The sequence below is a fragment of the Bacillus sp. M13(2017) genome, assembly GCF_002218325.1.
GTDB lineage: Bacteria > Bacillota > Bacilli > Bacillales > Bacillaceae_G > Bacillus_A > Bacillus_A thuringiensis_K.
In genome coordinates, this window is sequence record NZ_KZ268508.1 from 183,834 (window position 1) to 209,933 (window position 26,100).

Sequence of the window (26,100 nt, forward strand, 5' to 3'; positions counted from 1 at the left end):
TTATGTAATTTTTAAGGAAAATGTTTTTCCTATTGTCGTATATGCAATATGGAGAAACAAAAAGCTAGGAGTGGATTTGTTTGATAAAAAACCCCAAGGTTTTAATATTAACTGCACATTACGGTAATGGTCATGTGCAAGTAGCAAAAACATTAGAACAAACATTTCGCCAAAAAGGAATTGAAGATGTTATTGTATGCGACTTGTTTGGAGAATCACATCCATTTATAACTGACATTACAAAATATCTATATTTAAAAAGTTATACAATAGGAAAAGAATTATATCGTTTGTTTTATTACGGGGTAGAAAAAATTTATGATAAGAAAATAGCATCTTGGTATGCGAACTTTGGAAGAAAACGTTTGAAAACACTGTTACAGGTGGAGAAACCAGATATTGTAATTAATACATTTCCAATTATCGCTGTACCAGAATTGAAGAAACAAACAGGTATTTCAATTCCTGTCTATAACGTATTAACGGATTTTTGCGTGCACAAAATATGGATTCATCGAGAAGTAGATCGTTATTTTGTTGCAACGGATCACGTGAAAGAATTGATGGTTGATATCGGTGTACCTGCGGAACAAATTGTTGAAACAGGAATTCCAATTCGGAGTAGTTTTGAGTTAAAGGTAAATCCAGAAATCATATATAATAAATATCAGTTATGTGAGAACAAAAAGATTTTACTAATTGTAGCAGGTGCTCATGGGGTATTAGGAAATGTAAAAGAACTATGCCAATCATTTATGTCAGTGCCTAATTTACAAGTAGTTGTCGTTTGTGGGAAAAATGAAGCTTTAAAACAGGATTTATTAAGTTTACAGAAGCAAAATTCCGATGCATTAAAAGTGTTTGGGTATGTTGAAAATATTGATGAATTATTCCGTGTTACTTCTTGTATGATTACGAAGCCAGGCGGAATAACATTAAGTGAAGCAGCAGCGTTGCAAGTACCTGTCATTTTATATAAGCCTGTTCCAGGACAAGAAAATGAAAATGCGATGTACTTTGAAAGAAAGGGAGCAGCAGTTGTCATTCGCGATGATAGTGAGGTTTTTGCTAAAACAGAGGCATTATTACAAGATGATGTGAAGCTTCTTCAAATGAAAGAAGCAATGAAAAGCATCTATCTTCCAGAGCCAGCTGGTCATATTGTAGATGCAATTTTGGCAGAAAATCATGCAGAACCGCGCCATATACCTATTAAATCACCTGCTCTTGCACAATCTTTTACTTAATATGAAACCCTCTTTGTATATGTAAAGAGGGTTCTTTGTTATTTTCAAAGAAAATTTAGCCAGTTATCCACAAAAGGATTACGCTTTCATTAAACAGTAAAGTCGGAATATTAACAACTATATCCACATTGTCCACAATTTTTAGAAAAATATCCACAATTAAAACAGCTGATATATGCTTTAATATAGAAAAATATTAAATGTTTTTGAAAATTACTAACAATTTCATTGATTTTGTGGATAAAGTTGTCCACAGCAAAAAAGACCCTTATGTATAAGGGTCCTTTTTGCTTACTTCTATCAGTCGAGAAAATTATGTAATGAAAATGAATAATTAGGGGGGAAACTTCTAATTATTCATTTTCACTTTAAATGCTTTTCGAGCGATATCCTGCTGCACGATCTGCTTTTTGAAATTCGCGTTGATAGAGAACTTCTTGTGTACTAGATAATGTGTTTTTTGCTTTATCACGTTTCTTTTTATCCATTACAAATCACCTCGTGTCTTAAAGTTACTATTTATCGTTTCCAAAGACATGAGGGGATATACGCATATGGAAAATGTTAACTATTGATTATTATTTCAGAAAATTTAGATTACGCTTCTTTTAATTGATGAGCATCTTTGAAGGTTGTATCTCGCATTGTAGCAAGTGTGTATTGATCTTTTGGAATTTCATATAAGTTATACACTTCTTCGTTTGCGTTAATTTCATCATATACGGCTTTTCTTGTTTCGTTTGCTAGATTCACATATTGCAGTTTTTCTGCAGCTTTAATAGAACGAATATTTATTTTACGAATACGCATGAAAATTGTTTCAATATCTAATTCATAGAAAAGTTCACTAAAAAATGAATCTTTTGCCAATTTATTATAGCCTTTTCCATGATATGGTTTGCCAAGCCATGTCCCGAGAAATCCAGCTTTTTCTTGCACATCAAATAAAGTAATTGTTCCGATAGGGTTACCCCATTCATCTAAAATTGTGCGTGAAATTAATTCACCACGCTCTTCAGCTTCAATCGTTTGTTTCGTTAAGAATAAATATTCTTCATAAGAATAAGCCTTTTGACGCACAAAAGGGAAGACAGCTGGATCCACCATTAACTCGTATAGAACGTGGCTGTCGTGTAAGTCGCGTTTTTTCAACATACTAACTCCTCCTCACACGAGGGTAGCATGACGAAAAAACACCCCACCCTCGAAATTTTTATATCAATCTTTAAAAAATTTCGGGGTGGGAATCGAACCCACTAGAACCAGTTTCTAACGCTGGTGGCGCACCATTTGCCTTCCCCATTCATCAATTTGAAAATGATAATCACGACACAAATTGATTATGGTTTCATTCAGTTTATAATCGTATAATACTTTATCTAGTCAAAAAAATAAACTAGTTTTTTTTATTTTTTTTGTAAATTATTTTTCCATCAATCATAGTTAGTACAGGCTTGGCTAAATAATGGAAAGGATGATGAGTCCATAACACGAGATCGGCGTCTTTTCCAACCTCGATGCTTCCAATTCTATCCTCTAAACGCAAATTTCGCGCTGGAAATATGGTGATTCCTTCTAGTGCTGTTTTCTCGTCTAACCCTTCTCTTACTGCGACAGCGGCACAAATATTTAAATATTGAATGGGTGTATAAGGATGATCTGTTGTTATAGAAACTTCCACACCATTTTTAGATAATATATGGTAAGTATCCCATGTCTTGTTTTTTAGTTCGATTTTAGAACGACGTGTCAGAGTGGGACCAACTGAAACCTTCAAATTGTGTTTCGAAAGCTCTTCAACAAGAAAGTGTCCTTCTGTACAATGTTCAATACGTAGATCAAGGTTGAATTCCGTTGCAAAGCGTAGCGCAGAACTAATATCATCTGCTCGATGGGCGTGGATACGTACGGGTATTTCACGACGTAATGCTTTTAAAATAGGAAGCATTCGAAAATCAGCTTCGTGCCCGTAGTGTTGCGCTTCATAGAATGATTCCCGAAGTAACCCCATAATCCCCATACGTGTAATGGATTCTTTTGTTCCATTACTATGGACTTTTTTAGGATTTTCTCCAAAGGCAATCTTTAAACCAGCAGGTTCTTGAATAATCATATGATCAATACAAGTTCCAGCTGTTTTTATTACACAAGTCGTACCCCCGATAATATTTTGACTGCCAGGCATAACGTGAACGGTTGTAATTCCGTTTTGTACAGCGTCTTGAAAGGCAATATCGAAAGGGTGGATCCCATCTAAAGAACGAATATGTGGTGTTGAAACTTCAGATGTTTCATTGGCATCATTTCCAGCCCAACCAGTACCCTCATCATAGAGACCAAGGTGAGTATGGACATCAATAAAGCCAGGTAAGAGATGGAGTGCTCGTGCATCTATAACGGTCATATCCTGAGTAGGTTGAATAAAAGGTTTGACCTCGGTAATTCGCTCTCCTGTAACGAGTACATCGCCTTGAAATTTTTGAGATGTAATAGGGTATACAATGGCTTGTTTGAGCAATATTTTCATAGGTACCTCATTTCTGTTACTTTATAATGCTAATGGAAGTTAAGGGAAAGTAACTGAAAGGTTATTTGTATGGTGATGCTTCGGATTCTAGAAAATGAAAGTTTTGAAAGAGCCCATGTAAAATTGTGTTTTAGAAGTACTACATTGTATGCGAAAGTATATTTTGTAATGCATGGTCTATTGCCGGAAATGTGTATTGGTATCCATGTTCAATTGCTTTAATGGGTAATACACGTTGCCCTTCTAGTACAAGTATGCTCATTTCACCTAATAAAGTTTGAATGATAAATGAAGGTACAGGCAACCAATGGGGTTTTTTCATTATAGTTGCAATGGTTTCTCCAAATTCCTTCATTCTTATAGGTGTTGGTGCTGTCATATTAAGAGGACCATCAATTTCTTTTTTGTGTATGATGAAATCCATCATACGAACGACATCGTCTATATGAATCCATGATAACCATTGCTTCCCAGAACCAATGGTGCCGCCGATATAGAATTGATAGGGAAGTAGCATTTTTGGAAGAGCTCCTCCATTTGCACCTAATACAACTCCAAATCTTGTGTAGATTGTTCGTATTCCGAGAGAACTTGCTTTAGATGCTTCTTGTTCCCATGAATATACTGTATTTGCTAAAAAGTCATTTCCAGGAGTCTTATGCTGTTCTGTAAAAGATTCTATTTCAGACGTTCCATAGTATCCAATAGCACTTGCGTTAATAAATGTGTGTGGTTTTGTATGGAGTGTTTGCAATTGTTTAATGAGTCCTTTTGTTGTTTGAATTCTACTGTTTAAAATGGCTTTCTTTTGTTGCTTTGTCCATCTACTATTAATAGACTCTCCGGCTAGATTAATAACTACATCAATAGAAGAGAGGGGGAAGGTTTGTAAATCCGGTGTCCATTGAACATACTGAAGGTTAGGGTCGGAAGTTTCAGTAGTTTTTTTTCGTGTGAGAATGTAAACAGTATATCCTTTTTGAATAAAAAAAGTAGAAAGGTATTTGCCGATAAAGCCTGTACCACCAGAAATTGCGATTTTCACAAGTATTTCCTCCTCATTATATATATTCTTGAAAAGAAAAAATGTTCCTCGACTATGTTAAAATAATAGAGAGGTGAGAGTATGGCTGTCATTACAAAAATCGAAGTACAAAAACGATCGAAAGAACGATTTAATATTTATATTGATAAAGGTCAAGGCGAAGAGTACGGATTTAGTGTGGATCAAGTAATCTTAATAAAACATGGATTACAAAAAGGATTAGAAATTGATGAAATCGAGTTAGGAAATATTTTGTACAATGAAGAAGTACAAAAAGCATATTTACAAGCAATCTCCTATTTATCCTATCAAATGAGAACAAAACAAGAAATAGAAGATTTTTTACGAAAAAAAGAAGTGGGACAGGCCATCATCTCTGAAGTCGTTTCGAAATTATTACATGACCGATATATTAATGATAAAGAGTATGCTGTTTTATATACGCGAACGCAAAGTAATGTGAATCGAAAAGGTCCAACTGTTATTAAAAGAGAGCTATTAAATAAAGGTGTTCAGGATTTAATTATTACACATAGTTTACAAGAATATCCAAAGGAAAAGCAAATTGAGAATGCTTCGTTTCTCATAGAAAAGAAGAAAAAATCTTATCAAAAGCATTCTTTTTTACAAATGAAACTAAAGTTAGATGAGATGCTTGTTCGAAAAGGATATTCTAGAGAAGTAATTCAGATTTGTTTGGAAGAATTGAAAGACGAAAAAGATGACGAAAAGCAACAAGAAGCGTTACACTATCATGGGAATAAATATTATGAGAAATATAAGAAGCATGATGGATGGACATTTGAAAACAAGATGAAACAAGCGTTATATCGAAAAGGATTCTCTATTGATGAAATCGAGATATTTTTGCAAATGAAACGCGAAGAGGAATGAGGAGAATAAGATGAATATGCCAAAACGCTACAGTGAAATGACACCGCATGAGCTAAGGGAAGAAATTGGCGCTTTGAAGGAGCAAGCAGTAAAAGCTGAGCAGCTTGGGATTGTCAATGAATTTGATGTATTAATGAGAAAAATGGCAATGGCTCGTGCTTATATGACGGATATAAACAAATTCCGTATTGGTGAAACATATGAATTAGTAGAAGAACCTGGTGTATTATTTAAAATTACGTATTTCAATGGGGTATTTGCTTGGGGATATAAGCAAAATGATAATGAAGAGATTGGCATACCAATTTCCTTATTGCAAGAAAAATAAAAACCAGAGAGCACATATCTCTCTGGTTTTCATCTTTGGTAGGCGTTAAAGGAGATAGGAGATTCTAAAATTGGCGTTTTTTACATTCATTTGCCAATATAATGAGAGACTGGGTTTGTTGCGTCTGTCCGTTAACTTGCGCTTTCGCATGTTTTGGACGAGTCCACGTATGGTTAAATAATTCAGAACGACTATCTAAGCGATCACGGTAGCTCATCTTTATCACCTCGTGTAGGAAGTTAATTTAATTTGTACTACTCTTCCTGCTGATTTGCAGCACGCATACGTTCTTGTGGGTGCGTGTTAATTGTGCCGTTAGGTCGTTTCGAAGCGAAGCGTGATTTCGCTTTCGGTTGACCGTCGATTTTGCTGTTATTTTTTGACTCAGACCAAAATTCGGCTTGTTTACCCATTGCGAACGCCCTCCTCATTATCGGTTGATACCTCTTCTTTAAGAAGTATCAATTATAGAATGTGCAAAATTGAAGAAACTATCCTTTAGAAATGAAGGGATAAATAGGTAAAAGGAGATTATAATATGAATGATATTTATGAAATATTAACGAAAGAATTATTAGACAAGAATGACAAGCTTTCTTACGCACAAGCTCGTGCGTGGGTTGAGTTACTATGGGAAGATTTTCAAACAACTTATGCCAAATCAGGTCGTTATCAAGGCGATGAAATGACGGAACAAGTGGTACGATCATGGATTAATAATCATGGTATACGCCTTCATGAAATGCGTACAAATAATCCGAAGTACAGCCATTTAATTAATCAAGAAAATCATTTGAAACATTAAAAAAAGCGACTTAAGTCGCTTTTTTTAATGTGGAAGTAATTCTAGTTTTTTTCGAAGTTTTTCTTCACTAAAAATCCATCCTGTATAGGAGCTAATAATATTTAAATTGTGGTCGAGCTGAACGATCGCAACAAATGGATAATAATCTTTACTTCGGTATCGTAAATCAATGAATCGTACTTCGTAATAATGATCATGATCAAAAATATCCCAGCGATATACAGGAGAGAAAGATAAGAAGGCTGAGATGTTTTCATCTTGTTTAGCTGCTCGCATAATATCATTGTCTGGGAACGGTACCCGATCGAACTTATCATATATCATGATGTTACCACGATGCCATCTCGCAACGTAGTAATAATCAGCCGTAACGACTGCTAAATGATAATGATAAAATCGGTAAGAAGGAGAAATGATAATCTTCTCGACATTGTTGAAACGTTTGTGTACAACGCTTCTTATATTTCTATGCATCATAATCCGTCCGATATAGTAAATAATCATTAATATATATGCTGCTAAGGCTGTATATCCTTTATGAGAACCGACGAGCATGCAAGCAATTGCAAGTATATGGATAAAGAAAATTACGGTATCGAATGTATTAATTATGCCAAGTGCGACCCATTTTTTTGTGAAAGGTCGTAATGCTTGTGTACCATAGGCGTTGAAAATATCTACAAAGACGTGAAGAAAGACGGCAATAAATGACCAAAGTAGTAAATGAAGATATGGAGCTTCTGAAAAGAAGGCGAAAGAGATGCCACTTATAAGGAATGACCAAAGAATTACCGCGGGAATGGAATGAGTAATCCCACGATGATTTCTTATATATTTAGCGTTATTACGCAATTTTAAAACTGTGTCAATGTCAGGAATGTTGGAACCAGCAATTGTAGCAAGCATAACAGCTTGAGGGCCAATATCACTTTGTGCTATGGCTGGATCTAATGTTGCTAAGCTACCTAAAGTGATACCCATAACAAGGTGAGTGGCTGTGTCCATAGAAATCCACCTCCGTTTTTTTATTAATGTAACTCTTTTTATTCGATACCTCAAGTCCTTTGCCTTCTATTTCCTATGTCATCTTACTTAAATTTTTTCCTAAAATCTTTATAATAGTACTTATATGCAAAAAAATGAGGGGGATCAAGTTTGACACTTGAAATACTAAACAATTTTAATATAGAGCAGTTTCAAAATGATTTAATTGGTTGGTTTGAAGAAGAACAGCGCGACTTGCCATGGAGAAAGAATAAAGATCCATACCGCGTTTGGGTTTCTGAAATTATGTTACAGCAAACAAGAGTAGAAGCTGTAAAACCATATTACGCAAATTTTATGGGGAAGTTTCCTACACTTGAAGCGTTAGCGAACGCAGATGATGAAGAAGTATTAAAAGCATGGGAAGGTTTAGGATATTATTCTAGAGCACGTAATTTACATGCGGCAGTAAAAGAGGTAAAAGAAGTATACGGCGGGGTTGTACCAAGTGATGTAAAGAAAATTGAAAAGTTAAAAGGAGTTGGACCATATACAAAAGGTGCTATTTTAAGTATCGCATATGGTATACCAGAGCCGGCAGTTGATGGAAATGTTATGCGTGTATTATCTCGCATTTTATCAGTATGGGATGATATTGCAAAACCAAAGACTCGAAAAGTTTTTGAAGAGATTGTGCGTGAAATTATTTCGACTGAAAATCCATCTTATTTTAATCAAGGTTTGATGGAATTAGGTGCACTAATTTGTATTCCGAAAAATCCAGCATGCTTACTTTGTCCTGTACGTGAACATTGCAGGGGATATGCTGAAGGTGTTCAAAAGGAGTTACCAGTAAAAAGTAAAGCGAAAGCTCCGACGATGGTACCCCTTGTTGCAGGAGTACTTCAAACGGAAGATGGTCGTTACGTCATTAATAAACGTCCAAGTACCGGATTATTAGCTAACATGTGGGAATTTCCGAATATTGAACTTGGCGAAGGGATTCGAAATCAGAAAGAGCAGCTTATAGATTATATGAAAGAGAAATTTGAGCTCGGGGTTTCTATTGATGAGTACGCAATGAATGTACAACATACGTTTACACATCGTACTTGGGATATATTTGTATTTTACGGAAAAGTAACCGGTAATATTGTTGATACAGATACATTAAAATTTGTATCGAAAGAAGCATTCGAGCAATTGCCTTTCTCGAAATCACATCGTACTATTTACGAAAATTGCGTGGAGAAAATTACAATGCAATAAATAAAAAAAGTGTTCCCAATCTAGGGAACACTTTTTTAATCGTAAGAAATTTTTGTCCCATGAGTCCAACTAGCTTCGCCTTCTTGTAAGCCGCCTCTTGATTCGATTTCTACTACAATTTCTTTGTAAATACTTTGCCCTTCGGCGTTTAAATAAGGCAAAATTTGTTGTAATGAATGATGAAAATAAGCTAATTCATCTTCTTTCCACTCATTTTTTGAAACCATCGTTAGTTCAGTCATATCGCGTCCTATATACATATTCCCACCTCCATTTCTTATAGTTTGAATAAGTAACAAAAGATATATGCGGAAATTATTCAAAAGAAAATTACGGATAGCTTCTAAGTGAATTGGTTACATTATTGATTGTGGAGGTGAGAAAGATGAGTAAAAAACAACAAGGTTATAACAAGGCAACTTCTGGTGCTAGCATTCAAAGTACAAATGCTAGTTATGGTACAGAGTTTTCAACTGAAACAGATGTGCAAGCAGTAAAACAAGCAAACGCACAATCAGAAGCAAAGAAAGCACAAGCTTCTGGTGCACAAAGTGCAAACGCTAGTTATGGTACAGAATTTGCAACTGAAACAGACGTGCATGCTGTGAAAAAACAAAATGCTAAGTCAGCTGCAAAACAATCACAATCTTCTAGCTCAAATCAGTAATGAAAGAAAAACACTTCTCTAATTCGTGAGGAGTGTTTTCTTTGTGCGTGGATCGTTGTAATGAAAAGAAAGTGAACGACATAACTTCTAATAAGTCAACAAATGTAGTCAAAGGAGAAGGCAGTTAACAATTAGAATTATGTAATTAGGAATAATAACTGATGAATAAGTCCAAAAGGGGGTAAGTGATGAACGATTTTGATAAGTTGGTAGGGGAGCAATTAGAAACGATGGATGAGTTGTTAAAGTTACAAGCACATCTAGAGAAGTATCAACAAATTGAAATGAATGAAAAAGATACGTGTGATAAAAAAGAACTGCATTTTATCCGCCAGGAAATATATAGAACAGAAGTAGCATTGAAGATGTTACATGAGAAATTTGAAGAACAAACGAATAGTGTAATCCAATCTTTTGAAAATGAAAAAATGATTTCAAATTTAGGATAAGATATATTATTACTTTCAGATGAAAAGTCCTTCAATAGAGAGGGACTTTTTCTATTACATGTCCTCTTTTATAAATAATACAGTACAATCCTTGTTTCCTGAGAAGATTGGGGATTATTGTATTCAACAATAAACATTCTGCATATTCACTGTGAAAAATAGAGTCTTGTCCCTTTAGTTTTAAAATTTCGACAAAAAAGTTATAATAGAAAAAAAGTGAATGCCGTTCAAAGGGCATTTGCAGTTGAAAGAAGGGAGCATATATGGGATTTCCCAAAGAAGGAGAAAAAGTACAAATACATAGTTATAAACATAATGGCTCCATTCATAGAATGTGGGAAGAAACAACAATTTTAAAAGGGACACAGAGTCTTGTAATCGGAGCGAATGATCGTACAGTAGTTACAGAATCGGATGGCCGAACATGGATTACTCGTGAACCAGCAATTTGTTATTTTCATGCCAACTATTGGTTTAATGTGATTGGGATGCTTAGGGAAGATGGCGTATATTATTATTGTAATTTAAGCTCACCTTTTGCGTATGATCCTGAAGCATTAAAGTATATTGATTATGATTTAGATATTAAAGTATATCCAGATATGACATATACGCTTCTAGATGAAGATGAGTATGAAAAACATAGTCAAATTATGCAGTATCCACCTGTTATTGATACAATTTTAAAACGAAATGTAGCACATTTAACACAGTGGATTCATCAAAGAAAAGGTCCATTTGCACCAGATTTCGTAGATATGTGGTATGAACGATATTTAATGTACAGAAATTAAAACAAACCTGCAGGGGGCTTCCCGGCAGGTTTGTCCTATTAGAGGGGGGATTATGTGCAAGGCATAAAAAGATATTTACAATTTGTTAAACCATATCGATGGCTTATTGCTATTACAATTATTATTGGGCTAGTTAAATTCGGTATCCCACTTATTATGCCGTGGTTATTAAAGTATATTATAGATGATGTAATTCAAGGCGCGGGCTCACTTCAAGATAAAACATCTCAATTAATAACAGCGATTGGAATTGCTTTTTTTATTTTTGCGGTATTAAGACCACCGATTGAATATTATCGTCAATATTTCGCACAACGTATCGCAAATACAATACTGTATGATTTGCGGAAGCATATTTTCGGTCACTTACAAAAGTTAAGTTTACGTTATTATTCCAATACAAAAACAGGGGAGATTATTTCGCGTGTCATCCATGATGTAGAACAAACGAAGGATTTTGTAATTACTGGTTTGATGAACGTCTGGTTAGATACTGCAACAATTGCTATTGCTATCATTGTTATGTTTTCTATGAATATAAAATTAACATTTGTTGCGTTATTGATTTTACCTATTTATGTAATTGCAGTGAAATATTTTTTCGGACGTCTTCGGAAATTGACGAAAGAGCGTTCACAAGCGTTAGCGACGATGCAAGGGTATTTGCATGAACGTATTCAAGGAATGCAAGTGACACGTAGCTTTGCGTTAGAAGAGTATGAGGGGAAGCAGTTTGAAAAAAGAAATAATGAATTTTTAACGAAAGCATTAACCCATACAAGTTGGACGGCGAGAACATTTTCGGCAGTAAATACGTTAACCGATTTAGGTCCGTTACTTGTGATTGGTTTTGCAGCATATGAAGTAATTCAGGGGCAGTTAACGCTAGGGACGATGGTTGCTTTTGTTGGATATATGGATAGTTTATATAGTCCGCTTCGCCGCCTTGTTAATTCATCCACAACATTAACACAATCTTTTGCATCGATGGACCGTGTGTTTGAACTGTTAGATGAAAAATACGATATTGTTAATGTGCCAAATGCAGTACAAACGAAAAAATTAAATGGAGAAATTGTATTTGACAATGTTTCTTTTCGTTATAATGCAGATGAAAAAGAGATATTACACAACTTGTCATTAACTATGCAGCCTGGAGAGAAAGTAGCGCTTGTAGGAGCGAGTGGGGGAGGGAAGTCATCTCTTGCTAGTTTGATCCCGCGTTTCTATGATGTTTCTGAAGGCGCGGTTTATGTAGATGGCATAGATGTAAGAAAGTATAATATGAGAAATTTGCGTAGTCATATTGGAATTGTACTGCAAGATAATTTATTGTTTAGCGATACAATTGGAGCTAATATTCTATATGGAAATCCGAAAGCTACAGAGAAAGAAGTGATTGCAGCTGCCAAAGCTGCGCAAATTCATGATTTTATTATAGACTTACCAGATGGTTATAATACTGTCGTTGGAGAACGTGGTGTGAAGCTATCGGGCGGGCAAAGGCAACGCGTGGCAATTGCACGCGTATTTCTAAAGAATCCGTCGGTACTTATATTGGATGAAGCAACTTCGGCTTTAGATTTAGAAAATGAAAGGTATATTCAAGAGGCGCTTCAGACGTTAGCTGCTGACCGGACAACGATTATAATTGCACATCGATTAGCGACGATTACGCATGTTGATACGATTATTTACATTGAAGACGGTGAGATTAAAGAAACAGGTTCTCATGAAGAGTTAATGCGAAAAAGAGGATTTTATTATAATTTATATCAACTTCAACATATAACAGAAACAGCTCCTTTAGCATAAAAGGAGCTGTTTTTTATTCGTCTTCTTTTTTATCATCGATTTGGAGTTCTTTTTCTGGTTTATGGTATGTGTAGAAGCTATCTACAAGTAAATCTAAATGCTCTACTTCTTCACTATAGTTAATGATGGAAGAAATAAGAGGGAAGAGATGTAACCATGTTTTATATGCTTCTTCATCGTCCTTATTTTGATATTCCATAAAGATATCAATTAATTCTTGTTTACCTGTTTCGACTTCATCAAGCATTTCAACTGATTGTTGTTTTTTTGCTTTACCAATAAATTTTAATAAAACTTGTTCATGATAATGCGTTAATGAATCAAGTTCGTTTTGGATAGATTCCTGAAATTCCTCTGGCATATAGCGCAGTTCATTTTCAGTACGGTGTAATGATTTTAACGTACTTAAAGCACGGCTTGTTGTCGCTAACATTTGTCTGAATAAAACGAGCTTACGAATTTTTGCGAACTTTACTTTTTTCGTGTAGCTTCTTTCTTCTTTATACAGCAAATAGTAATGGTTTAGTTTGATCATTTTTTCTTTCATACGATCAATATCAGTTTTTAGCGTTGTAAAATCAGAAGCCTGCCTGCTATTCATTCGAATCCATTTTACAATTTCTTCTGTATTATCAACGATACGATGATAAAGTTTTGTTTCATATTTCGGCGGCATAAATACTAAATTTACAAGTGAAGCCGCAATAATACCAATCATAATCGTCGCAAATCGAAGTAAGGCAAAACTAAAGAAATCTTCGCCTTGATACTCCATAATGGCGATAACTGTTACTAAAGCAATTGATATTGTGTTTTCTAATCGTAATTGTAATGTAAGAGCAATTACTAATATACATGTTAATCCAATAATAAAAGGATTATGTCCAAAAGCAGTAGCAAATGCGATAGCAAATATCGCACCAATTACATTTGCTTGAATTTGTTCAAGTGCTGTTAAATAAGAACGGTATACAGACGGTTGAACAGCAAAAATAGCTGAAATTCCCGCAAATACCGGACTCGGTAATTGAAGTAAAATACAAGCAAATAAAGCTAACGTGATGGCAATACCCGTTTTTAAAATGCGAGCACCAAGTTTCATACCCTTAATAAGATCCTTTCTCTTGTCATAATGAATGTACAACATGATACTATACATTCATTACAATATGTTAGCAAGTGATATTTTAGTGACGTTAAAAGAAATTAGTATTCATTTTATCCCGCTAATTGTGAGCAGTAAGATTCACGCCTCAAAATTCAGAAGCTGGATGCCAGTAAACGTCCGATTGGTGTAGGCTAATTAAAGTTTCACTTTATAATTTTTCCTAATTCCTTTTAAACATCAGTTTTTAGTAAAAAAACCTGCTGAATTTCAGCAGGTCTCAAATTGTTACTATAGATTACTATGAGAAGCGTACTTCGTCAATTTTTTCTTAATAATGAAAATTACCTATTTTACTCTGTTGAGATAGATGGGTCTGCCTGTTCTTTTTTCGGGATAATCTCAAAAAACTGGTTCTGTATATCATCTAATAATGCTGTTAATATAGCAACTTCCTCATATTGCTCATGCTCATTTAATACACGAATATAGTCTAGCAATAATTCAGTTACATCTTTCAAACCATTTTTACTAATTGGTTGTAATGTAACATTTGCACCTTTTGCGATTCTTCTTTTTAAGGCCTGTTCTGTTAAGCCTAAGTTTGAATCACGACGCAAATAAACAACACCGCCAGTCATGCCAGCACAAATCCATGGCCCAGGGTCACCTAAAACAAGCGCTCGCCCATTTGTCATATATTCAAAAGCAAAACCTTTAATATTGGAGTATGCACCTATATTTCCTTGCTCTTTTTCACGAAGTGGTTTTGTTATTCTACCTCCAATGATCATGTCTGCCCCAGAAAGGCGAATGCCAGCGCGAGCATCAGCGTTCCCTTGCACGTATAGTGCCCCTTTTTGTGCACCATATCCAAATCCTTTTCCGACAGAACCGTTATAATATACTCCGTCTTTTCCTTTTGATTTTGTTATATAAATCCCACCACCAAAGGAAGTTTTACCAATGCCATCTTGTGCGCCGCCATTTACGTGTATAAATAAATTTTCACTATTGTAAGCGCCTAACCCATTTCCAGGAATAGAACCATTCGTATACTTTAATGTAAGTGGTTCAAGTTGAGTAGCTTCATATAGTTTACTGCGAACGCGATAACACGATTCTAGACCACCCATAACGCGTTGCTCTACACCAACGCCTACTAATTCTTTTGAGTCAGCGGAATGAACTGTTTTAAATTGTTTTTCCGGTACGCCATCTGTTGTTGTAACAGATGGATGTTCTATTATTTGTAGTAAATTACGTAAGTTTAATAAATTTTCGCCTCGAACTTGCTCTAATAAATCAGAACGCCCAACTATTGCTTGTAAATTTGTATACCCAAGCTGTCCTGTTAATCGTTTTAGTTCTACACCGAAAGAGGTGAATAAATTTAGCAGGCCAGCAACTGCGCTTTCTAATTCGCGTGGGACGAAGCGGCGTAACCCATGTTCTTTTGCTTGTGCTTCAGACTCAATTTGTGTCGCAATTCCAACATGGCAAGTATCTAGATGACACCCACGGCAAGTAGTACAGCCGATTGCAATCATTGATAGTGTGCCAAATCCAATCCGGTTTGCTCCGAGGAGCATGATTTTCAAGGCATCATTTACACTTCGAATACCACCATCTGCCCAAATCTCTACTTTATGTCTCATGCTTGCTTCTAATAAAGCGTTGTGAGCGGCTTTAACACCAATTTCTACAGGAAGACCAACATGTTGCAATGCGTGAATACGGGCAGCACCTGTTCCGCCATCGAATCCGCTAATGTTAATAAAATCAGCGCCAGCTTTGGCGATACCGACAGCAATTGTTCCGATATTAGGAACGACAGGGACTTTCACGGCTACTTTGGCAAGTTGATTAGCTGTTTTAATTTCCGTAATCATTTGAGCTAAATCTTCAATTGAATAAATATCATGGTTATTAGAAGGTGAAATTAAATCTGAGCCAATTGTCGCATTACGTGCTTCAGCGATTTTAGCTGTTACTTTTGAACCAGGTAAATGTCCGCCTTCCCCAGGCTTTGCGCCTTGACCGATTTTGATTTCAATTAAGTTGGATGAGTTTAGTAGTTCGGCATTTACTCCAAATCGCCCAGATGCCACTTGTTGTCCACGTGTATGTGGGTATTTTCCAATCATATCTTTAATTTCGCCGCCTTCACCGTTCAAGCTAATCATATTTAGCTGATCGGCTGCTTCTGCATATGCGCGAAAGGCAATTTCGTTTTGAGAACCAAATGACATAGAACTAATAATAAATGGTAAATTATGATTTTGAATGCCGATAGATACTTCTTCAGTTGGAACGACATGTTTTGTTTGTTTCGTTTGGACAAGGTGTCTGATTGCGATTGGATTATTCTCTTCTAGTTCACTTAACTTGTCACGGTAATCATCATAAGAATTTCCTTTTGCAACGTCGCCGATTGCTTTCCAAATTCGCGGGAATATATGAAATGATTTTCGCATTCTAATTTTAGGATTGTTATAATCCTCTGCTCGTATTTTTGCATCTTCAGCAAGTGATTCGAGTGAAAAGGCTAAATCATTTGAACCGAAGAAATTTGTAATTTGTAATATATTTGCGATTTCTTCATGTAACCCAATAGATGAATAGAGACGTCCGTAACCACGTAACTCATGAATGCCAATTGTTGAAATGACTTTTTCTAATCCTTTATTAAGTGCATTATACAGATTCGTAATTGGTGTTTTTGTTCCATCATTTACAGTCGCGAATAATAAATATGGATTAATACTATCTGCTCCTAATCCATATAGCGTGACAATGTCATGTAAGGAGCGAAGGGCACCAGAACGTATAACGAGAGAACAATTGCGGCGTAATTTATTTTCACTTAATGATTGATGCACTTTAGCAGTAACTAAATGTGGATCAATCCAAAAGCGTTCATTTAGATGGGCTTTTGCGTCATCTAATACTAGTAGGGAAGCACCATTGTTAACAGCAGCTATCGCTTCAGAACTAATGCGGTTTAATGCACATTGTAGAGTTTCTGACGAGCTGAATGTAGCAGAGATTGTGGCGATAGAGTTATGAGTTTTAAATAGTTCTATGAGTTGTTCGTACGTAATTGTGTGTAATTCCTCTGCAATAGGTTGTGCCACGCTGCCTTCTAAAATAATTGGTGAAAGCATTTCAACTACAAATGGCCGTTTTGCGCCGCTTAATAAACTTGGACGCTCTCCAAGTACAGTACGTGTAGAGAAGTGTTCAATTTCACGGTCACGGTCAATTGCAGGGTTTGTAACAACAGCTACACTTTCTTTAATAAAGTCAGCGATATTTCGTCTATCAGTATCAAGTGCGGCAAGTGGTGAGTCATGCCCAAGTGAGCGTATTGGCTCAACGCCTTTTGTTGCCATCTGTTCAAGAAGTTGAATATGTTCTCGGTCCCATCCGAAAGCGACATATTGTTTCGTTTTAACTTGAACAGAATCACATAGCCCTTGAATTTTTTTCGTTTCAGGGATAGATAAATTTAAATGGTAATTGGTAGTATCAATTCGCTTTTTAAAACGGTTATATACTTGGATTTGATATTTGTCATATTCATAAAGAACAAGTTCATCTTGTTCATTCCATTTTAATCCGACTTTTTCTCCAGGAGCGAGTGGTTTTGGTTCTGCTACATATTTAGTTGGTGATACAACTCCAGGTTCAGAAGAGAAAATATAAGAGCTTTCTGTCTCTACTTTCCATACTGGGCGTAATCCAAGAGAATCAACGCTGAAAACAGCTTCATCTTTAAAACGTGAAATGATGCCAGCTGGTCCTTGTGCAAAATGTCCCCATGCTTCACGTATATACGTATATAAATCTTGTAAAGGTGTTTCATAAAGTTTAATTTCATTAATAATTGGTGGGAATAGTATTTCCATTGCTTCAAATAAACTGTAGTCGTATTGAACAAGTAGGGTTTCTAAGGTGCGGTTTAAATCTTGAGAGTCACTGCCTCCAGCAGTAAGTGGTACATCAATCATTTCAGCTTGATCGCGTAATTTCGCAATTGTGTTAATTTCACCATTATGTCCGAGAATACTAAATGGTTGTACACGAAAAAAATTAGATAATGTATTAGTAGAGTAGCGGTTATGTCCTAATGTCATAGTTGAAGCGATAAGTGGATGTTGTAAATCATTATAGTAGGCAACAAGTGTATCACCAGCACCTAGAACTTTATATACAACATGATCACGACTTAATGAAGCAACATGAATTGTTTCGTTTTCCTCTATTTTTATTGTGACAGAAAATAATGTTTGCTCAATATTTGTAATTTCGTTTTCTGCGATAAGGGCAACTTGCCAAAATAAAGGTTCTTCTTGTTTACCGAGTGGACCGAGCGCATCTGAGTTTGTTCCATCATCACTTTCGAAAATGATAGTAAAGTTTTTGTTGTTTAATTGCGTACGAATATAATCTTTTAAGGCAGTAATGTTTTCTTTTTTATTTAGAAAAAAATGTCCAACGATAAAGTGGGGATGATCCACAATCGTTGGATTATATCCACTACTTTTTAGTTTTTCATGCCAAAGCGTTTTTGGTATATCAATGTGAATGCCGATGCCATCGCCCTCGCCATTAATGAAACCAGCTCTATGATTCATTTTGACGAGTGATTGTATGCAAAGGTCAATGTTTTCTTTTGTAGCAATTTTTCGTTTCTCCATAACGGAAACGATTCCACACGCATCATGTTCTGCATTTCTATAATCTCGAAATAAAGACGGTGTCCATGTATTTTTTTTATTGAGCATCCGTCAATCCCCCCTCTTGTAAAAGTTAGAATAATCTTACTATTTAAGGTGCGAATCACCTTGTACACAGAGATAGTAATGCTGTAAAAGAATATAAAACAGATAATTATGAATAATTATACTATTAATACGGAATTTATGAAATAGAAAAAAGGAAAAAAGAAAGGTGAGCTTTCTTTTTTCCTTTTAATGATGGGATTATTTATTGTCTGCTAGGGCAGCAAATGCTCTGCCGACAGCCTCGATTGTATATTCAATATCTTCTTTTGTATGTTCTGTAGTTAAGAACCATGCCTCGTATTTAGAAGGTGCTAAGTTAACTCCTTCTTGAAGCATTAGCTTGAAGAATTTACCGAACATTTCACCGTCTGTATCTTGTGCTGCATCGTAATCTTCAATTGTATTTGTTGTGAAGTATACAGTTAAAGCACCTTTTAGACGGTTTAATGTAATATCGATATTATGTTTTGTAGCTTGCTCTAAAATTCCTTTTTCAAGCATGGCACCAAGTTCATCTAATTTCTCATAAAGTCCTTCTTGTTGAAGAACTTCTAGACAAGCAATACCAGATGCCATAGAAGCAGGATTTCCTGCCATTGTACCTGCTTGATATGCAGGTCCAAGCGGAGCAACTTGTTCCATAATTTCTTTCTTACCACCGTAAGCACCGATTGGAAGTCCGCCGCCAATAACTTTACCCAGAGCTGTTAAGTCTGGTGTTACGCCAAGTAAATCTTGAGCACCACCGTACATGAAGCGGAAAGCGGTAATAACTTCATCATAAATTACTAGTGCGCCAGCTTCATGAACAAGTTCATTCACTTTCTCAAGGAATCCAGGTTTTGGCTCTACAATACCGAAGTTTCCAACAATCGGTTCTACAAGAATAGCCGCTACTTCATGTCCCCATTTATCTAACGCTTCTTTTAAAGTTTCTACATTATTAAATGGAACAGTAATAACTTCTTGAGCGATACTTTGTGGTACGCCGGCTGAGTCAGGTGTTCCTAGTGTAGAAGGACCAGATCCAGCTGCTACAAGTACTAAATCAGAATGACCGTGGTAACAACCAGCAAATTTCATGATTTTTGTGCGGCCTGTGTAAGCACGAGCAACACGAATTGTCGTCATTACTGCTTCAGTACCAGAGTTTACAAAGCGTACTTTATCTAAAGCAGGCATTGCCTCTTTTAACATTTTTGCAAATTTTACTTCTAGCGCTGTTGGTGTTCCGTAAAGTACACCATTTTCAGCAGCTGTTGTAATTGCTTTTGTGATGTGCGGGTGAGCATGTCCAGTAATAATAGGACCGTATGCTGCTAAATAATCGATATATTTATTTCCGTCTACATCCCAGAAATAAGCACCTTTTCCACGTTCCATAGCAACAGGAGCGCCACCGCCAACTGCTTTAAAAGAACGAGAAGGACTATTAACGCCGCCAACGATATGCTCTAAAGCTTCTTTATGTAATGCTTCTGACTTTGTGAATTTCACTACCATTCATCTCCTTACAAAAATCTATGTATTATTCTAACATGTTTTTCGAAAAGACGTATTGTTTGTGATAGAGAAGGCAGTTGGGTAAACTATTCGTTGTGACATTTAGGAGGGGGGGCCGATTATGAAGTCGGTAATTGAGGTACAAGGGTTACGTAAAGAATTTACAGCCTATTCAAGTCGTCCGGGTTTAAAGGGTGCATTTCGCGATTTATTAAATCGTAATTATAAAATAGTACCAGCAGTAAATGATGTATCTTTTACTGTAAAACAAGGTGAGATGGTTGGTTATATCGGTGAGAACGGTGCTGGTAAATCAACAACAATTAAAATGCTTACGGGGATTTTGACTCCGACATCAGGAGAGATTTTAGTAAATGGGATGAACCCACATAAACAGAGAGAAGAATTTGTAAGAACCATTGGTGTTGTTTTCGGTCAACGCTCACAACTTTGGTGGGATATTGCTGTACAAGAATCTTTTCGTTTATTAAAAAAAGTGTACGGTGTATCAGACGCTCAGTATAAAGAGCATATGGAACACGTGATTGAAACGTTAGATATTGGTCCTTTATTAGATAAGCCAGTTCGAAAGTTATCTCTAGGTCAAAGAATGCGTTGTGAATTAGCGGCAGCATTAATTCATAACCCACCGTTATTATTTTTAGATGAACCAACAATTGGGCTAGATGTACTTGTGAAATTGAAAATACGTGAATTTTTAAAAGAAATGAATGAACGTTATAAAACAACAATTTTATTAACAACCCATGATATTACTGATATTGAAGCATTATGTGAGCGTGTTATCATGCTGGATGAAGGAAATATTATGTATGACGGTTCTTTAAGTAATCTTCGTACGCAGTGGGGAGCGGAGAAGGAAATACATTTTCAGTTTATTGCACCAGTTTCCTATCAGGCTTTATCAATGGTTATGCCAGATAGTCATGTCGTTTGGTCGAAAGCGAAAGAGGAAAACGCGTGGGTTGCAAAAATACCGAATGAAGAAGTTATTATTTCAATGCTTATTTCTAAAGTAGTACAAGCCTTTCAAATTAAAGATTTAAAAATTAATGAAGTGTCTACAGAGGAAATTATTCGTAACATTTATGAAGAAGGTATTAAACATGGGTAAGTATATTGAAATGATTCGAATTCGCTTTTTAATGATGCTTGCGTATCGCACAAATTATTATAGCGGGATTTTAATTTATACGATTAATATCGGTGCTTACTATTTTTTATGGCAAGCAATTTATAGCGGAAAAGAGAATATTGAAAGTTTATCTATTTCGCAAATGACCACGTATATCGCAATCGCGTGGATGGCACGTGCCTTCTATTTTAATAATATAGATAGGGAAATTGCGATGGAGATTCAAGAAGGACGTGTGGCTGTAGAATTAATTCGTCCGTATAACTATTTGGGAATGAAAGTTATGCAAGGTCTTGGCGAGGGAATATTCCGTTTTGCCTTCTTTTCCATTCCAGGCATGGTTATCGTTACGTTATTATTTTCGTTGCAAATTACAACGAATTTTCAAACGTGGTTATATTTCTTCTTATCTTTAATATTTAGTTTTATTATTAATACACAAATTAATTTAATGACAGGAATGCTTACGTTTTTTCTATTTAATAATAGTGGGATTATGTATGCAAAACGCGTTGTTATTGATTTATTTTCAGGTCTATTATTACCAATTAGTTTTTATCCGTTATGGGCCCAAAAAGCAATGATGTTCTTACCGTTTCAGGCTATTAGTTATATTCCAAGTATGATTTTTTCTGAAGGTATACAGGGGAGTAAGTTGTATGAGGCTTTAATATTTCAAGTGATTTGGGCGATTGTACTTATTATTCCAATTGTACTCATGTGGAGAACGGCGAGAAAACGTCTAATTGTACAAGGGGGATGATGAGATGCTATATATAAACTTATTTTTACAATATGCAAGTCAATATATAAAAACGAAATTGGAGTATCGAGGCGATTTTATTGTTGGTTTACTTTCTGATTTATCGCTTCAAGCAGTTAATTTAATATTTATTCTCGTTGTATTTGGGCATACACAAGCATTGAAGGGATGGAGTCGAGAAGAGGTAATCTTTATTTATGGTTTCTTTTTAGTACCATTTGCCATCTTTTCAGCTTTCTTTAATATATGGGATTTTAATGATCGATACATTATTAAAGGGGAGATGGATCGTGTATTAACGCGACCGATCCATAGCCTATTTCAAATTATATTAGAAAGAATGGAACTTGAATCTTTAATTGGAGCTATTACAGGGATTGTTGTAATGGGATATGCAACTGTGGAGTTACAATTATCTTTTTACTGGTATGATTTCTTCTTATTTATATTGATGGTAGGAGGAGGAGCACTTGTATATGGAGGGATATTTGTTACGCTGGCGAGCCTTGGTTTTTGGTCGGATGCGAAAAGTTCAATTATGCCTCTTATGTATAACATAGGTAATTACGGGCGCTATCCTGTTAATATTTATAATCGTGTAATTCGTTTCATTTTAACGTTTGTTTTACCGTTTGCGTTTGTTGGAGTATATCCAGCAGCATACTTTTTAAGAAAAACAGAATGGAATAGTTATGCATTTGCGACGCCAATTGTTGGTATTATCTGTTTTACGATTGCAATCACCCTCTGGAACCAAGGGGTAAAAAGGTATCGTGGCGCGGGTAATTAATTATAGAAGCTTGTTCGTTTCTAAGGGATAAATCAGTTCTCCACCTCATACATATAAAATGAGGTGGAGGACATGTTATGGGGATTTATTCTATTAATTGCAGCAATCGCTATTTTGAAAAGTGTCCAATTATTATGGAGTTCCTATTCGGATTCAACGCGTTTTTTTTCGCTCTATAATTTGGCCACATTATTTTTGATCTATACAACAGTACTGATCGCGTTTGGATTAAGTTACGTTGTATTAGAGGAAATGGGTTTCGCAGTTTTGAAAGAGGACGGAGAAAGTTTGAACGCTCATTCTTTTCAACTCGTCGAAGTTTGTTTATATTTTAGCGCAGTTACTTTATTGTCTGTTGGATATGGTGACATATCTCCGATTGGAATTGGGCGATGGATTGCAATCGCAGAAGCGCTAATTGGATATACACTCCCTTTTGCTTTTGTGATGAGGTCTGTAATAGACAATGAAAAATAAGGAAGCATTTGTTATAGTAAAGGAAAAGAGTAGGAGTGATAACTATGATTACAGTAGGAGAAATGGCACCAGAATTCACATTAGAGGGAAGTAACGGAGAAGAAGTTCGTCTAGCTGATTTCCGCGGTAAAAATGTAGTTCTCTATTTTTACCCGAAAGATATGACGCCAGGATGTACAACTGAAGCATGTGATTTTCGTGATGCGTATGGAGTATTTCAAGAGAAGGATACGGTTATTCTTGGAGTAAGTCCTGATTCAGCGAATAGACATTTGAAATTCATTGAGAAACATGAATTGCCATTTACACTTTTAGTAGATGAAGATCATAAAGTAGCAGAGTTATACGATGTTTGGAAGTTAAAAAAGAACTTTGGGAAAGAGTATATGGGAATCGAGCGTTCTACATTTCTTATTAATAAAGACGGTGAACTTGTAAAAGAGTGGCGTAAAGTAAAAGTGAAAGGGCATATTGAGGATGTTCTTTCTTATATAAAATAAATCTACGTTGGAGATAAAATATGCAGAAACAAGGCAAGTGTCTATACATATTTTACTGCCTTACATAAAGTGGAAGTGTAGGGCATACCTCCTCAGATGATAGTATTCCAAGTGCGATTATGTCGCACTTTTTTTCTATGTAATATATGAAGAAAAAGGGAAAGATACATAAAAACAAGTCCTGAATATAAAAATAAACCACATACTTATAGTAGAAATATTGACGATTTATAAGAAAAGGAGTACACTCTTTATAAGAATTATAAAATAATAATCCGTATAGAATCGGGGTGCATGACGGTGGTCAAAGAAGAATTAAAAGAAGCGCTAGAAATGCTGAAAAATACGGGTGTACGCATTACTCCACAGCGTCATGCTATTTTAGAGTACCTTGTGGAATCAATGACGCACCCAACAGCGGATGATATTTATAAAGCATTAGAAGGTAAGTTTCCAAATATGAGTGTTGCAACTGTCTATAATAACTTACGTGTGTTTAAAGAGGTTGGACTTGTAAAGGAATTAACTTATGGAGACGCTTCAAGTAGATTTGATTATGTTACAAGTCAACATTACCATGTGATTTGCGAAAAATGTGGTAAGATTGTTGATTTTCCTTATGGAGGCTTGGAAAAGCTGGAAGAGGAAGCTGCGAAAACGACAGGCTTCGTTATCAATAGTCATCGCTTAGAAATTTATGGCGTTTGTCCAGAGTGTCATAAGGCGTAATATATAATAAAGAAAGAGGCTGACGGCTATACGTCAGCCTCTTTCTTTATTATATAAGGATTAGCGTGAGGTTAATCGGGATTTACAGTGCTAAGTTAGTAAGAAGGGTTAGATAAAAGTTTGTCGAATTTACTTTGTATTGGTGGAAATGAATTCTTGGAGGGGACATTTTGAAGAAATATGAGATTAAAAATAACATTCCAACATTGGAAGAATATAAATATTTATGTGATTCTGTGGGATGGACTAATTATATGAACTTTGAGGTGGCGGAAATATCACTTCAAAATTCCATTTACTGTATAACAGTCAAGGATCATAATCAAATCATCGGCATGGGGAGAATTGTTGGTGATGGGGCTATCTATTTCTATATTCAAGATATAGTGGTTCATCCAGAGTATCAAAAGAATGGTATTGGAAAGAAAATAATGAATACTTTAGTAGAATACTTAAATGGGAATGCTCCAGATAAAGCATTCATTGGTTTGTTTGCGTCGCAAGGTAAAACATCATTCTACGAAAAATATGATTTTAAAGATTATTCGCCTAATATGACAGGGATGTTTACTGTTATTTCGAAAAAATAGGTGTAATAAATTTAATAAAACAATTAAAAAGTTGATTTTTAAGAAATCAACTTTTTAATGAGTTGAAACGTTTGTGGTGTTGCAAATTCGTATTTCCCTTGATACTTATGATTTATAACTCTTCTTATTATACTTTTCATCAAATTCTTTTCCATCTAGATCTCGATCTAGTGTTAAAGGTTGATTGCAGTGCATACATGCATCGACACGGCCGAGCATTTTTGTTGGCTTATCACAGCTTGGGCAAATAATTTGGATAGTCTTAGTAGATAACATACCAATCCAAAAGTAAACGACAGTGCTAGCGATAACAGCTAAAAAGCCAACCATCATAAACGTTGTCATAATAATAATGTTTTCGCGGAAAAAGACACCTAAGTATGCAATGAAGAGGCCGATAAATACTAAACTTAATGCAAAGGTCCGGATTTTATTGATTTTGTTTGAATACTTAATGCTCATTCTCACCACGCTCCTATACTAATAATATAACATAAAATTTAGAATTTTCACTCTCGTGTAAATTGATAAAGGGATAAGATATGAAATGAATAGGAGGGGAGCCATGAAGAATGAATGGACACTATAATGATTTTTACAGCGGTTTTTAAGTTTTTAACGGGATGTGAAATTTTTTATAAAAAGTATTGACCCTGTATATACTGCATGATATATTAATAACCGTCGCTGATGCGGAAACGCAGAAAACGACAAAAAAGAAAATAAAAAACTTAGTTGACATTGAAAAATGAAGATGTTAACATAAGGAAGTCGCAAATGAGCGACTAAGTAGTTCTTTGAAAACTGAACGAAACAAACAACGTGAAACGTCAATTTTTATTTTAGATGCTAGACAAACTAACTTTATTGGAG

At 35.5% G+C, this 26,100-nt stretch carries 28 protein-coding genes; 16 read left to right on the forward strand and 12 right to left on the reverse strand.

Annotated elements, in window-relative coordinates; genetic code table 11:
• Positions 1-80 precede the first annotated feature (80 nt).
• Positions 81-1,247, forward strand: a complete 1,167-nt coding sequence (locus CGQ22_RS20295) for a diglucosyl diacylglycerol synthase (RefSeq protein ID WP_000594687.1) — start codon at positions 81-83, stop codon at positions 1,245-1,247.
• Positions 1,248-1,615: 368 nt separating this feature from the next.
• On the opposite strand, the gene CGQ22_RS20300 is transcribed toward CGQ22_RS20295, so the two are convergent.
• The 4 genes from CGQ22_RS20300 to CGQ22_RS20315 all read right to left on the reverse strand — a co-directional run bounded on the left by CGQ22_RS20300 (position 1,616) and on the right by CGQ22_RS20315 (position 4,819).
• Positions 1,616-1,735 (reverse strand): YfhE family protein, encoded by a 120-nt coding sequence (locus tag CGQ22_RS20300; protein WP_000358482.1) that lies wholly within the window; start codon positions 1,733-1,735, stop codon positions 1,616-1,618.
• Positions 1,736-1,844: 109 nt separating this feature from the next.
• Positions 1,845-2,402, reverse strand: coding sequence for a GNAT family N-acetyltransferase (locus tag CGQ22_RS20305; protein ID WP_000914735.1), 558 nt, complete (start codon positions 2,400-2,402; stop codon positions 1,845-1,847).
• Between the two features lie 241 nt (positions 2,403-2,643).
• Positions 2,644-3,774, reverse strand: coding sequence for an amidohydrolase (locus CGQ22_RS20310; RefSeq protein ID WP_000698317.1), 1,131 nt, complete (start codon positions 3,772-3,774; stop codon positions 2,644-2,646).
• A gap of 139 nt (positions 3,775-3,913) precedes the next feature.
• On the reverse strand, positions 3,914-4,819 hold the full coding sequence (locus CGQ22_RS20315) for a TIGR01777 family oxidoreductase (protein ID WP_000684401.1): 906 nt from the start codon (positions 4,817-4,819) through the stop codon (positions 3,914-3,916).
• An 81-nt stretch (positions 4,820-4,900) separates the two neighbouring features.
• Between CGQ22_RS20315 and recX the strand changes: the two genes are divergently transcribed.
• Both recX and CGQ22_RS20325 read left to right on the forward strand, forming a co-directional pair.
• Positions 4,901-5,713, forward strand: coding sequence for a recombination regulator RecX (gene recX, locus CGQ22_RS20320; RefSeq protein WP_000268503.1), 813 nt, complete (start codon positions 4,901-4,903; stop codon positions 5,711-5,713).
• A gap of 10 nt (positions 5,714-5,723) precedes the next feature.
• Positions 5,724-6,041 carry a YfhH family protein gene (locus tag CGQ22_RS20325; RefSeq protein ID WP_001057024.1) on the forward strand — a complete coding sequence of 106 codons (318 nt, stop codon included), beginning with the start codon at positions 5,724-5,726 and terminating at the stop codon, positions 6,039-6,041.
• A gap of 64 nt (positions 6,042-6,105) precedes the next feature.
• Here the strand turns inward: CGQ22_RS20325 and CGQ22_RS20330 are convergent, their stop codons facing one another.
• Together CGQ22_RS20330 and CGQ22_RS20335 are read right to left on the reverse strand one after the other, a co-directional pair.
• On the reverse strand, positions 6,106-6,258 hold the full coding sequence (locus tag CGQ22_RS20330) for a YpzG family protein (RefSeq protein WP_000122093.1): 153 nt from the start codon (positions 6,256-6,258) through the stop codon (positions 6,106-6,108).
• A 37-nt stretch (positions 6,259-6,295) separates the two neighbouring features.
• Positions 6,296-6,454: a small, acid-soluble spore protein K gene (locus CGQ22_RS20335; protein WP_000517891.1), complete on the reverse strand. Its 159-nt coding sequence runs from the start codon at positions 6,452-6,454 to the stop codon at positions 6,296-6,298.
• A 125-nt stretch (positions 6,455-6,579) separates the two neighbouring features.
• Between CGQ22_RS20335 and CGQ22_RS20340 the strand changes: the two genes are divergently transcribed.
• Positions 6,580-6,846 (forward strand): YfhJ family protein, encoded by a 267-nt coding sequence (locus CGQ22_RS20340; protein ID WP_089149224.1) that lies wholly within the window; start codon positions 6,580-6,582, stop codon positions 6,844-6,846.
• Between the two features lie 24 nt (positions 6,847-6,870).
• Here the strand turns inward: CGQ22_RS20340 and CGQ22_RS20345 are convergent, their stop codons facing one another.
• Positions 6,871-7,851: a metal-dependent hydrolase gene (locus tag CGQ22_RS20345; protein WP_000379107.1), complete on the reverse strand. Its 981-nt coding sequence runs from the start codon at positions 7,849-7,851 to the stop codon at positions 6,871-6,873.
• A gap of 150 nt (positions 7,852-8,001) precedes the next feature.
• Here CGQ22_RS20345 and mutY point away from each other — a divergent pair, with 150 nt between their 5' ends.
• The gene (gene mutY / locus CGQ22_RS20350; RefSeq protein WP_000171393.1) at positions 8,002-9,099 is read left to right on the forward strand and encodes an A/G-specific adenine glycosylase; all 1,098 of its coding nucleotides are present in this window, start codon (positions 8,002-8,004) and stop codon (positions 9,097-9,099) included.
• 35 nt (positions 9,100-9,134) lie between these two features.
• On the opposite strand, the gene CGQ22_RS20355 is transcribed toward mutY, so the two are convergent.
• Positions 9,135-9,359 (reverse strand): hypothetical protein, encoded by a 225-nt coding sequence (locus tag CGQ22_RS20355; protein ID WP_000275447.1) that lies wholly within the window; start codon positions 9,357-9,359, stop codon positions 9,135-9,137.
• Between the two features lie 125 nt (positions 9,360-9,484).
• On the opposite strand from CGQ22_RS20355, the gene CGQ22_RS20360 reads away from it, so the two are divergent.
• From CGQ22_RS20360 to CGQ22_RS20375, 4 genes are all read left to right on the forward strand, one after another.
• On the forward strand, positions 9,485-9,766 hold the full coding sequence (locus CGQ22_RS20360) for a gamma-type small acid-soluble spore protein (RefSeq protein ID WP_000039044.1): 282 nt from the start codon (positions 9,485-9,487) through the stop codon (positions 9,764-9,766).
• 188 nt (positions 9,767-9,954) lie between these two features.
• Positions 9,955-10,215 (forward strand): YgaB family protein, encoded by a 261-nt coding sequence (locus tag CGQ22_RS20365; protein ID WP_000997576.1) that lies wholly within the window; start codon positions 9,955-9,957, stop codon positions 10,213-10,215.
• A 263-nt stretch (positions 10,216-10,478) separates the two neighbouring features.
• Positions 10,479-11,009, forward strand: coding sequence for a nucleoside tri-diphosphate phosphatase (ntdP, locus tag CGQ22_RS20370; protein ID WP_000506624.1), 531 nt, complete (start codon positions 10,479-10,481; stop codon positions 11,007-11,009).
• A 54-nt stretch (positions 11,010-11,063) separates the two neighbouring features.
• On the forward strand, positions 11,064-12,824 hold the full coding sequence (locus CGQ22_RS20375) for an ABC transporter ATP-binding protein (RefSeq protein WP_001161595.1): 1,761 nt from the start codon (positions 11,064-11,066) through the stop codon (positions 12,822-12,824).
• A gap of 13 nt (positions 12,825-12,837) precedes the next feature.
• Here the strand turns inward: CGQ22_RS20375 and CGQ22_RS20380 are convergent, their stop codons facing one another.
• From CGQ22_RS20380 to hemL, 3 genes are all read right to left on the reverse strand, one after another.
• Entirely contained in the window at positions 12,838-13,926 is a 1,089-nt protein-coding gene (locus tag CGQ22_RS20380) for an aromatic acid exporter family protein (protein WP_000765787.1), read from the reverse strand.
• A 356-nt stretch (positions 13,927-14,282) separates the two neighbouring features.
• Complete coding sequence (locus CGQ22_RS20385; RefSeq protein WP_089149225.1) at positions 14,283-18,719, reverse strand: glutamate synthase-related protein; 4,437 nt, start codon at positions 18,717-18,719, stop codon at positions 14,283-14,285.
• A 198-nt stretch (positions 18,720-18,917) separates the two neighbouring features.
• Entirely contained in the window at positions 18,918-20,222 is a 1,305-nt protein-coding gene (gene hemL, locus CGQ22_RS20390) for a glutamate-1-semialdehyde-2,1-aminomutase (protein ID WP_003299918.1), read from the reverse strand.
• A gap of 121 nt (positions 20,223-20,343) precedes the next feature.
• Here hemL and CGQ22_RS20395 point away from each other — a divergent pair, with 121 nt between their 5' ends.
• The 7 genes from CGQ22_RS20395 to CGQ22_RS20425 all read left to right on the forward strand — a co-directional run bounded on the left by CGQ22_RS20395 (position 20,344) and on the right by CGQ22_RS20425 (position 25,227).
• Positions 20,344-21,357, forward strand: a complete 1,014-nt coding sequence (locus tag CGQ22_RS20395) for an ABC transporter ATP-binding protein (protein ID WP_000843650.1) — start codon at positions 20,344-20,346, stop codon at positions 21,355-21,357.
• Positions 21,350-22,141, forward strand: coding sequence for an ABC transporter permease (locus CGQ22_RS20400; RefSeq protein ID WP_000521516.1), 792 nt, complete (start codon positions 21,350-21,352; stop codon positions 22,139-22,141). The genes CGQ22_RS20395 and CGQ22_RS20400 overlap by 8 nt, the downstream gene beginning before the upstream one ends.
• Before the next feature lie 4 nt (positions 22,142-22,145).
• Positions 22,146-22,931, forward strand: a complete 786-nt coding sequence (locus CGQ22_RS20405; protein WP_000965778.1) for an ABC transporter permease — start codon at positions 22,146-22,148, stop codon at positions 22,929-22,931.
• Positions 22,932-23,003: 72 nt separating this feature from the next.
• Positions 23,004-23,408 (forward strand): potassium channel family protein, encoded by a 405-nt coding sequence (locus CGQ22_RS20410; RefSeq protein ID WP_000964343.1) that lies wholly within the window; start codon positions 23,004-23,006, stop codon positions 23,406-23,408.
• Between the two features lie 44 nt (positions 23,409-23,452).
• Complete coding sequence (bcp, locus tag CGQ22_RS20415; protein ID WP_000633710.1) at positions 23,453-23,908, forward strand: thioredoxin-dependent thiol peroxidase; 456 nt, start codon at positions 23,453-23,455, stop codon at positions 23,906-23,908.
• A 300-nt stretch (positions 23,909-24,208) separates the two neighbouring features.
• Entirely contained in the window at positions 24,209-24,637 is a 429-nt protein-coding gene (gene perR, locus CGQ22_RS20420) for a peroxide-responsive transcriptional repressor PerR (protein WP_000237829.1), read from the forward strand.
• 170 nt (positions 24,638-24,807) lie between these two features.
• A complete protein-coding gene (locus tag CGQ22_RS20425) occupies positions 24,808-25,227 on the forward strand; it encodes a GNAT family N-acetyltransferase (protein ID WP_000759734.1) in 420 nt (139 codons plus the stop codon).
• A gap of 105 nt (positions 25,228-25,332) precedes the next feature.
• Here the strand turns inward: CGQ22_RS20425 and CGQ22_RS20430 are convergent, their stop codons facing one another.
• A complete protein-coding gene (locus CGQ22_RS20430) occupies positions 25,333-25,689 on the reverse strand; it encodes a YgzB family protein (RefSeq protein WP_000025057.1) in 357 nt (118 codons plus the stop codon).
• Positions 25,690-26,100: the final 411 nt, after the last annotated feature.

Excerpts from the sequence above, each read along its gene's own strand:
- CGQ22_RS20300 (WP_000358482.1), bottom strand. The coding sequence starts at position 1,735 with ATGGATAAAAAGAAACGTGATAAAGCAAAAAACACATTATCTAGTACA.
- CGQ22_RS20305 (WP_000914735.1), bottom strand. The coding sequence starts at position 2,402 with ATGTTGAAAAAACGCGACTTACACGACAGCCACGTTCTATACGAGTTA.
- CGQ22_RS20310 (WP_000698317.1), bottom strand. The coding sequence starts at position 3,774 with ATGAAAATATTGCTCAAACAAGCCATTGTATACCCTATTACATCTCAA.
- recX (WP_000268503.1), top strand. The coding sequence starts at position 4,901 with ATGGCTGTCATTACAAAAATCGAAGTACAAAAACGATCGAAAGAACGA.
- CGQ22_RS20325 (WP_001057024.1), top strand. The coding sequence starts at position 5,724 with ATGAATATGCCAAAACGCTACAGTGAAATGACACCGCATGAGCTAAGG.
- CGQ22_RS20330 (WP_000122093.1), bottom strand. The coding sequence starts at position 6,258 with ATGAGCTACCGTGATCGCTTAGATAGTCGTTCTGAATTATTTAACCAT.
- CGQ22_RS20335 (WP_000517891.1), bottom strand. The coding sequence starts at position 6,454 with ATGGGTAAACAAGCCGAATTTTGGTCTGAGTCAAAAAATAACAGCAAA.
- CGQ22_RS20340 (WP_089149224.1), top strand. The coding sequence starts at position 6,580 with ATGAATGATATTTATGAAATATTAACGAAAGAATTATTAGACAAGAAT.
- CGQ22_RS20345 (WP_000379107.1), bottom strand. The coding sequence starts at position 7,851 with ATGGACACAGCCACTCACCTTGTTATGGGTATCACTTTAGGTAGCTTA.
- CGQ22_RS20355 (WP_000275447.1), bottom strand. The coding sequence starts at position 9,359 with ATGTATATAGGACGCGATATGACTGAACTAACGATGGTTTCAAAAAAT.
- CGQ22_RS20360 (WP_000039044.1), top strand. The coding sequence starts at position 9,485 with ATGAGTAAAAAACAACAAGGTTATAACAAGGCAACTTCTGGTGCTAGC.
- CGQ22_RS20365 (WP_000997576.1), top strand. The coding sequence starts at position 9,955 with ATGAACGATTTTGATAAGTTGGTAGGGGAGCAATTAGAAACGATGGAT.
- ntdP (WP_000506624.1), top strand. The coding sequence starts at position 10,479 with ATGGGATTTCCCAAAGAAGGAGAAAAAGTACAAATACATAGTTATAAA.
- CGQ22_RS20380 (WP_000765787.1), bottom strand. The coding sequence starts at position 13,926 with ATGAAACTTGGTGCTCGCATTTTAAAAACGGGTATTGCCATCACGTTA.
- CGQ22_RS20385 (WP_089149225.1), bottom strand. The coding sequence starts at position 18,719 with ATGCTCAATAAAAAAAATACATGGACACCGTCTTTATTTCGAGATTAT.
- hemL (WP_003299918.1), bottom strand. The coding sequence starts at position 20,222 with ATGGTAGTGAAATTCACAAAGTCAGAAGCATTACATAAAGAAGCTTTA.
- CGQ22_RS20395 (WP_000843650.1), top strand. The coding sequence starts at position 20,344 with ATGAAGTCGGTAATTGAGGTACAAGGGTTACGTAAAGAATTTACAGCC.
- CGQ22_RS20400 (WP_000521516.1), top strand. The coding sequence starts at position 21,350 with ATGGGTAAGTATATTGAAATGATTCGAATTCGCTTTTTAATGATGCTT.
- CGQ22_RS20405 (WP_000965778.1), top strand. The coding sequence starts at position 22,146 with ATGCTATATATAAACTTATTTTTACAATATGCAAGTCAATATATAAAA.
- CGQ22_RS20410 (WP_000964343.1), top strand. The coding sequence starts at position 23,004 with ATGTTATGGGGATTTATTCTATTAATTGCAGCAATCGCTATTTTGAAA.
- bcp (WP_000633710.1), top strand. The coding sequence starts at position 23,453 with ATGATTACAGTAGGAGAAATGGCACCAGAATTCACATTAGAGGGAAGT.
- CGQ22_RS20430 (WP_000025057.1), bottom strand. The coding sequence starts at position 25,689 with ATGAGCATTAAGTATTCAAACAAAATCAATAAAATCCGGACCTTTGCA.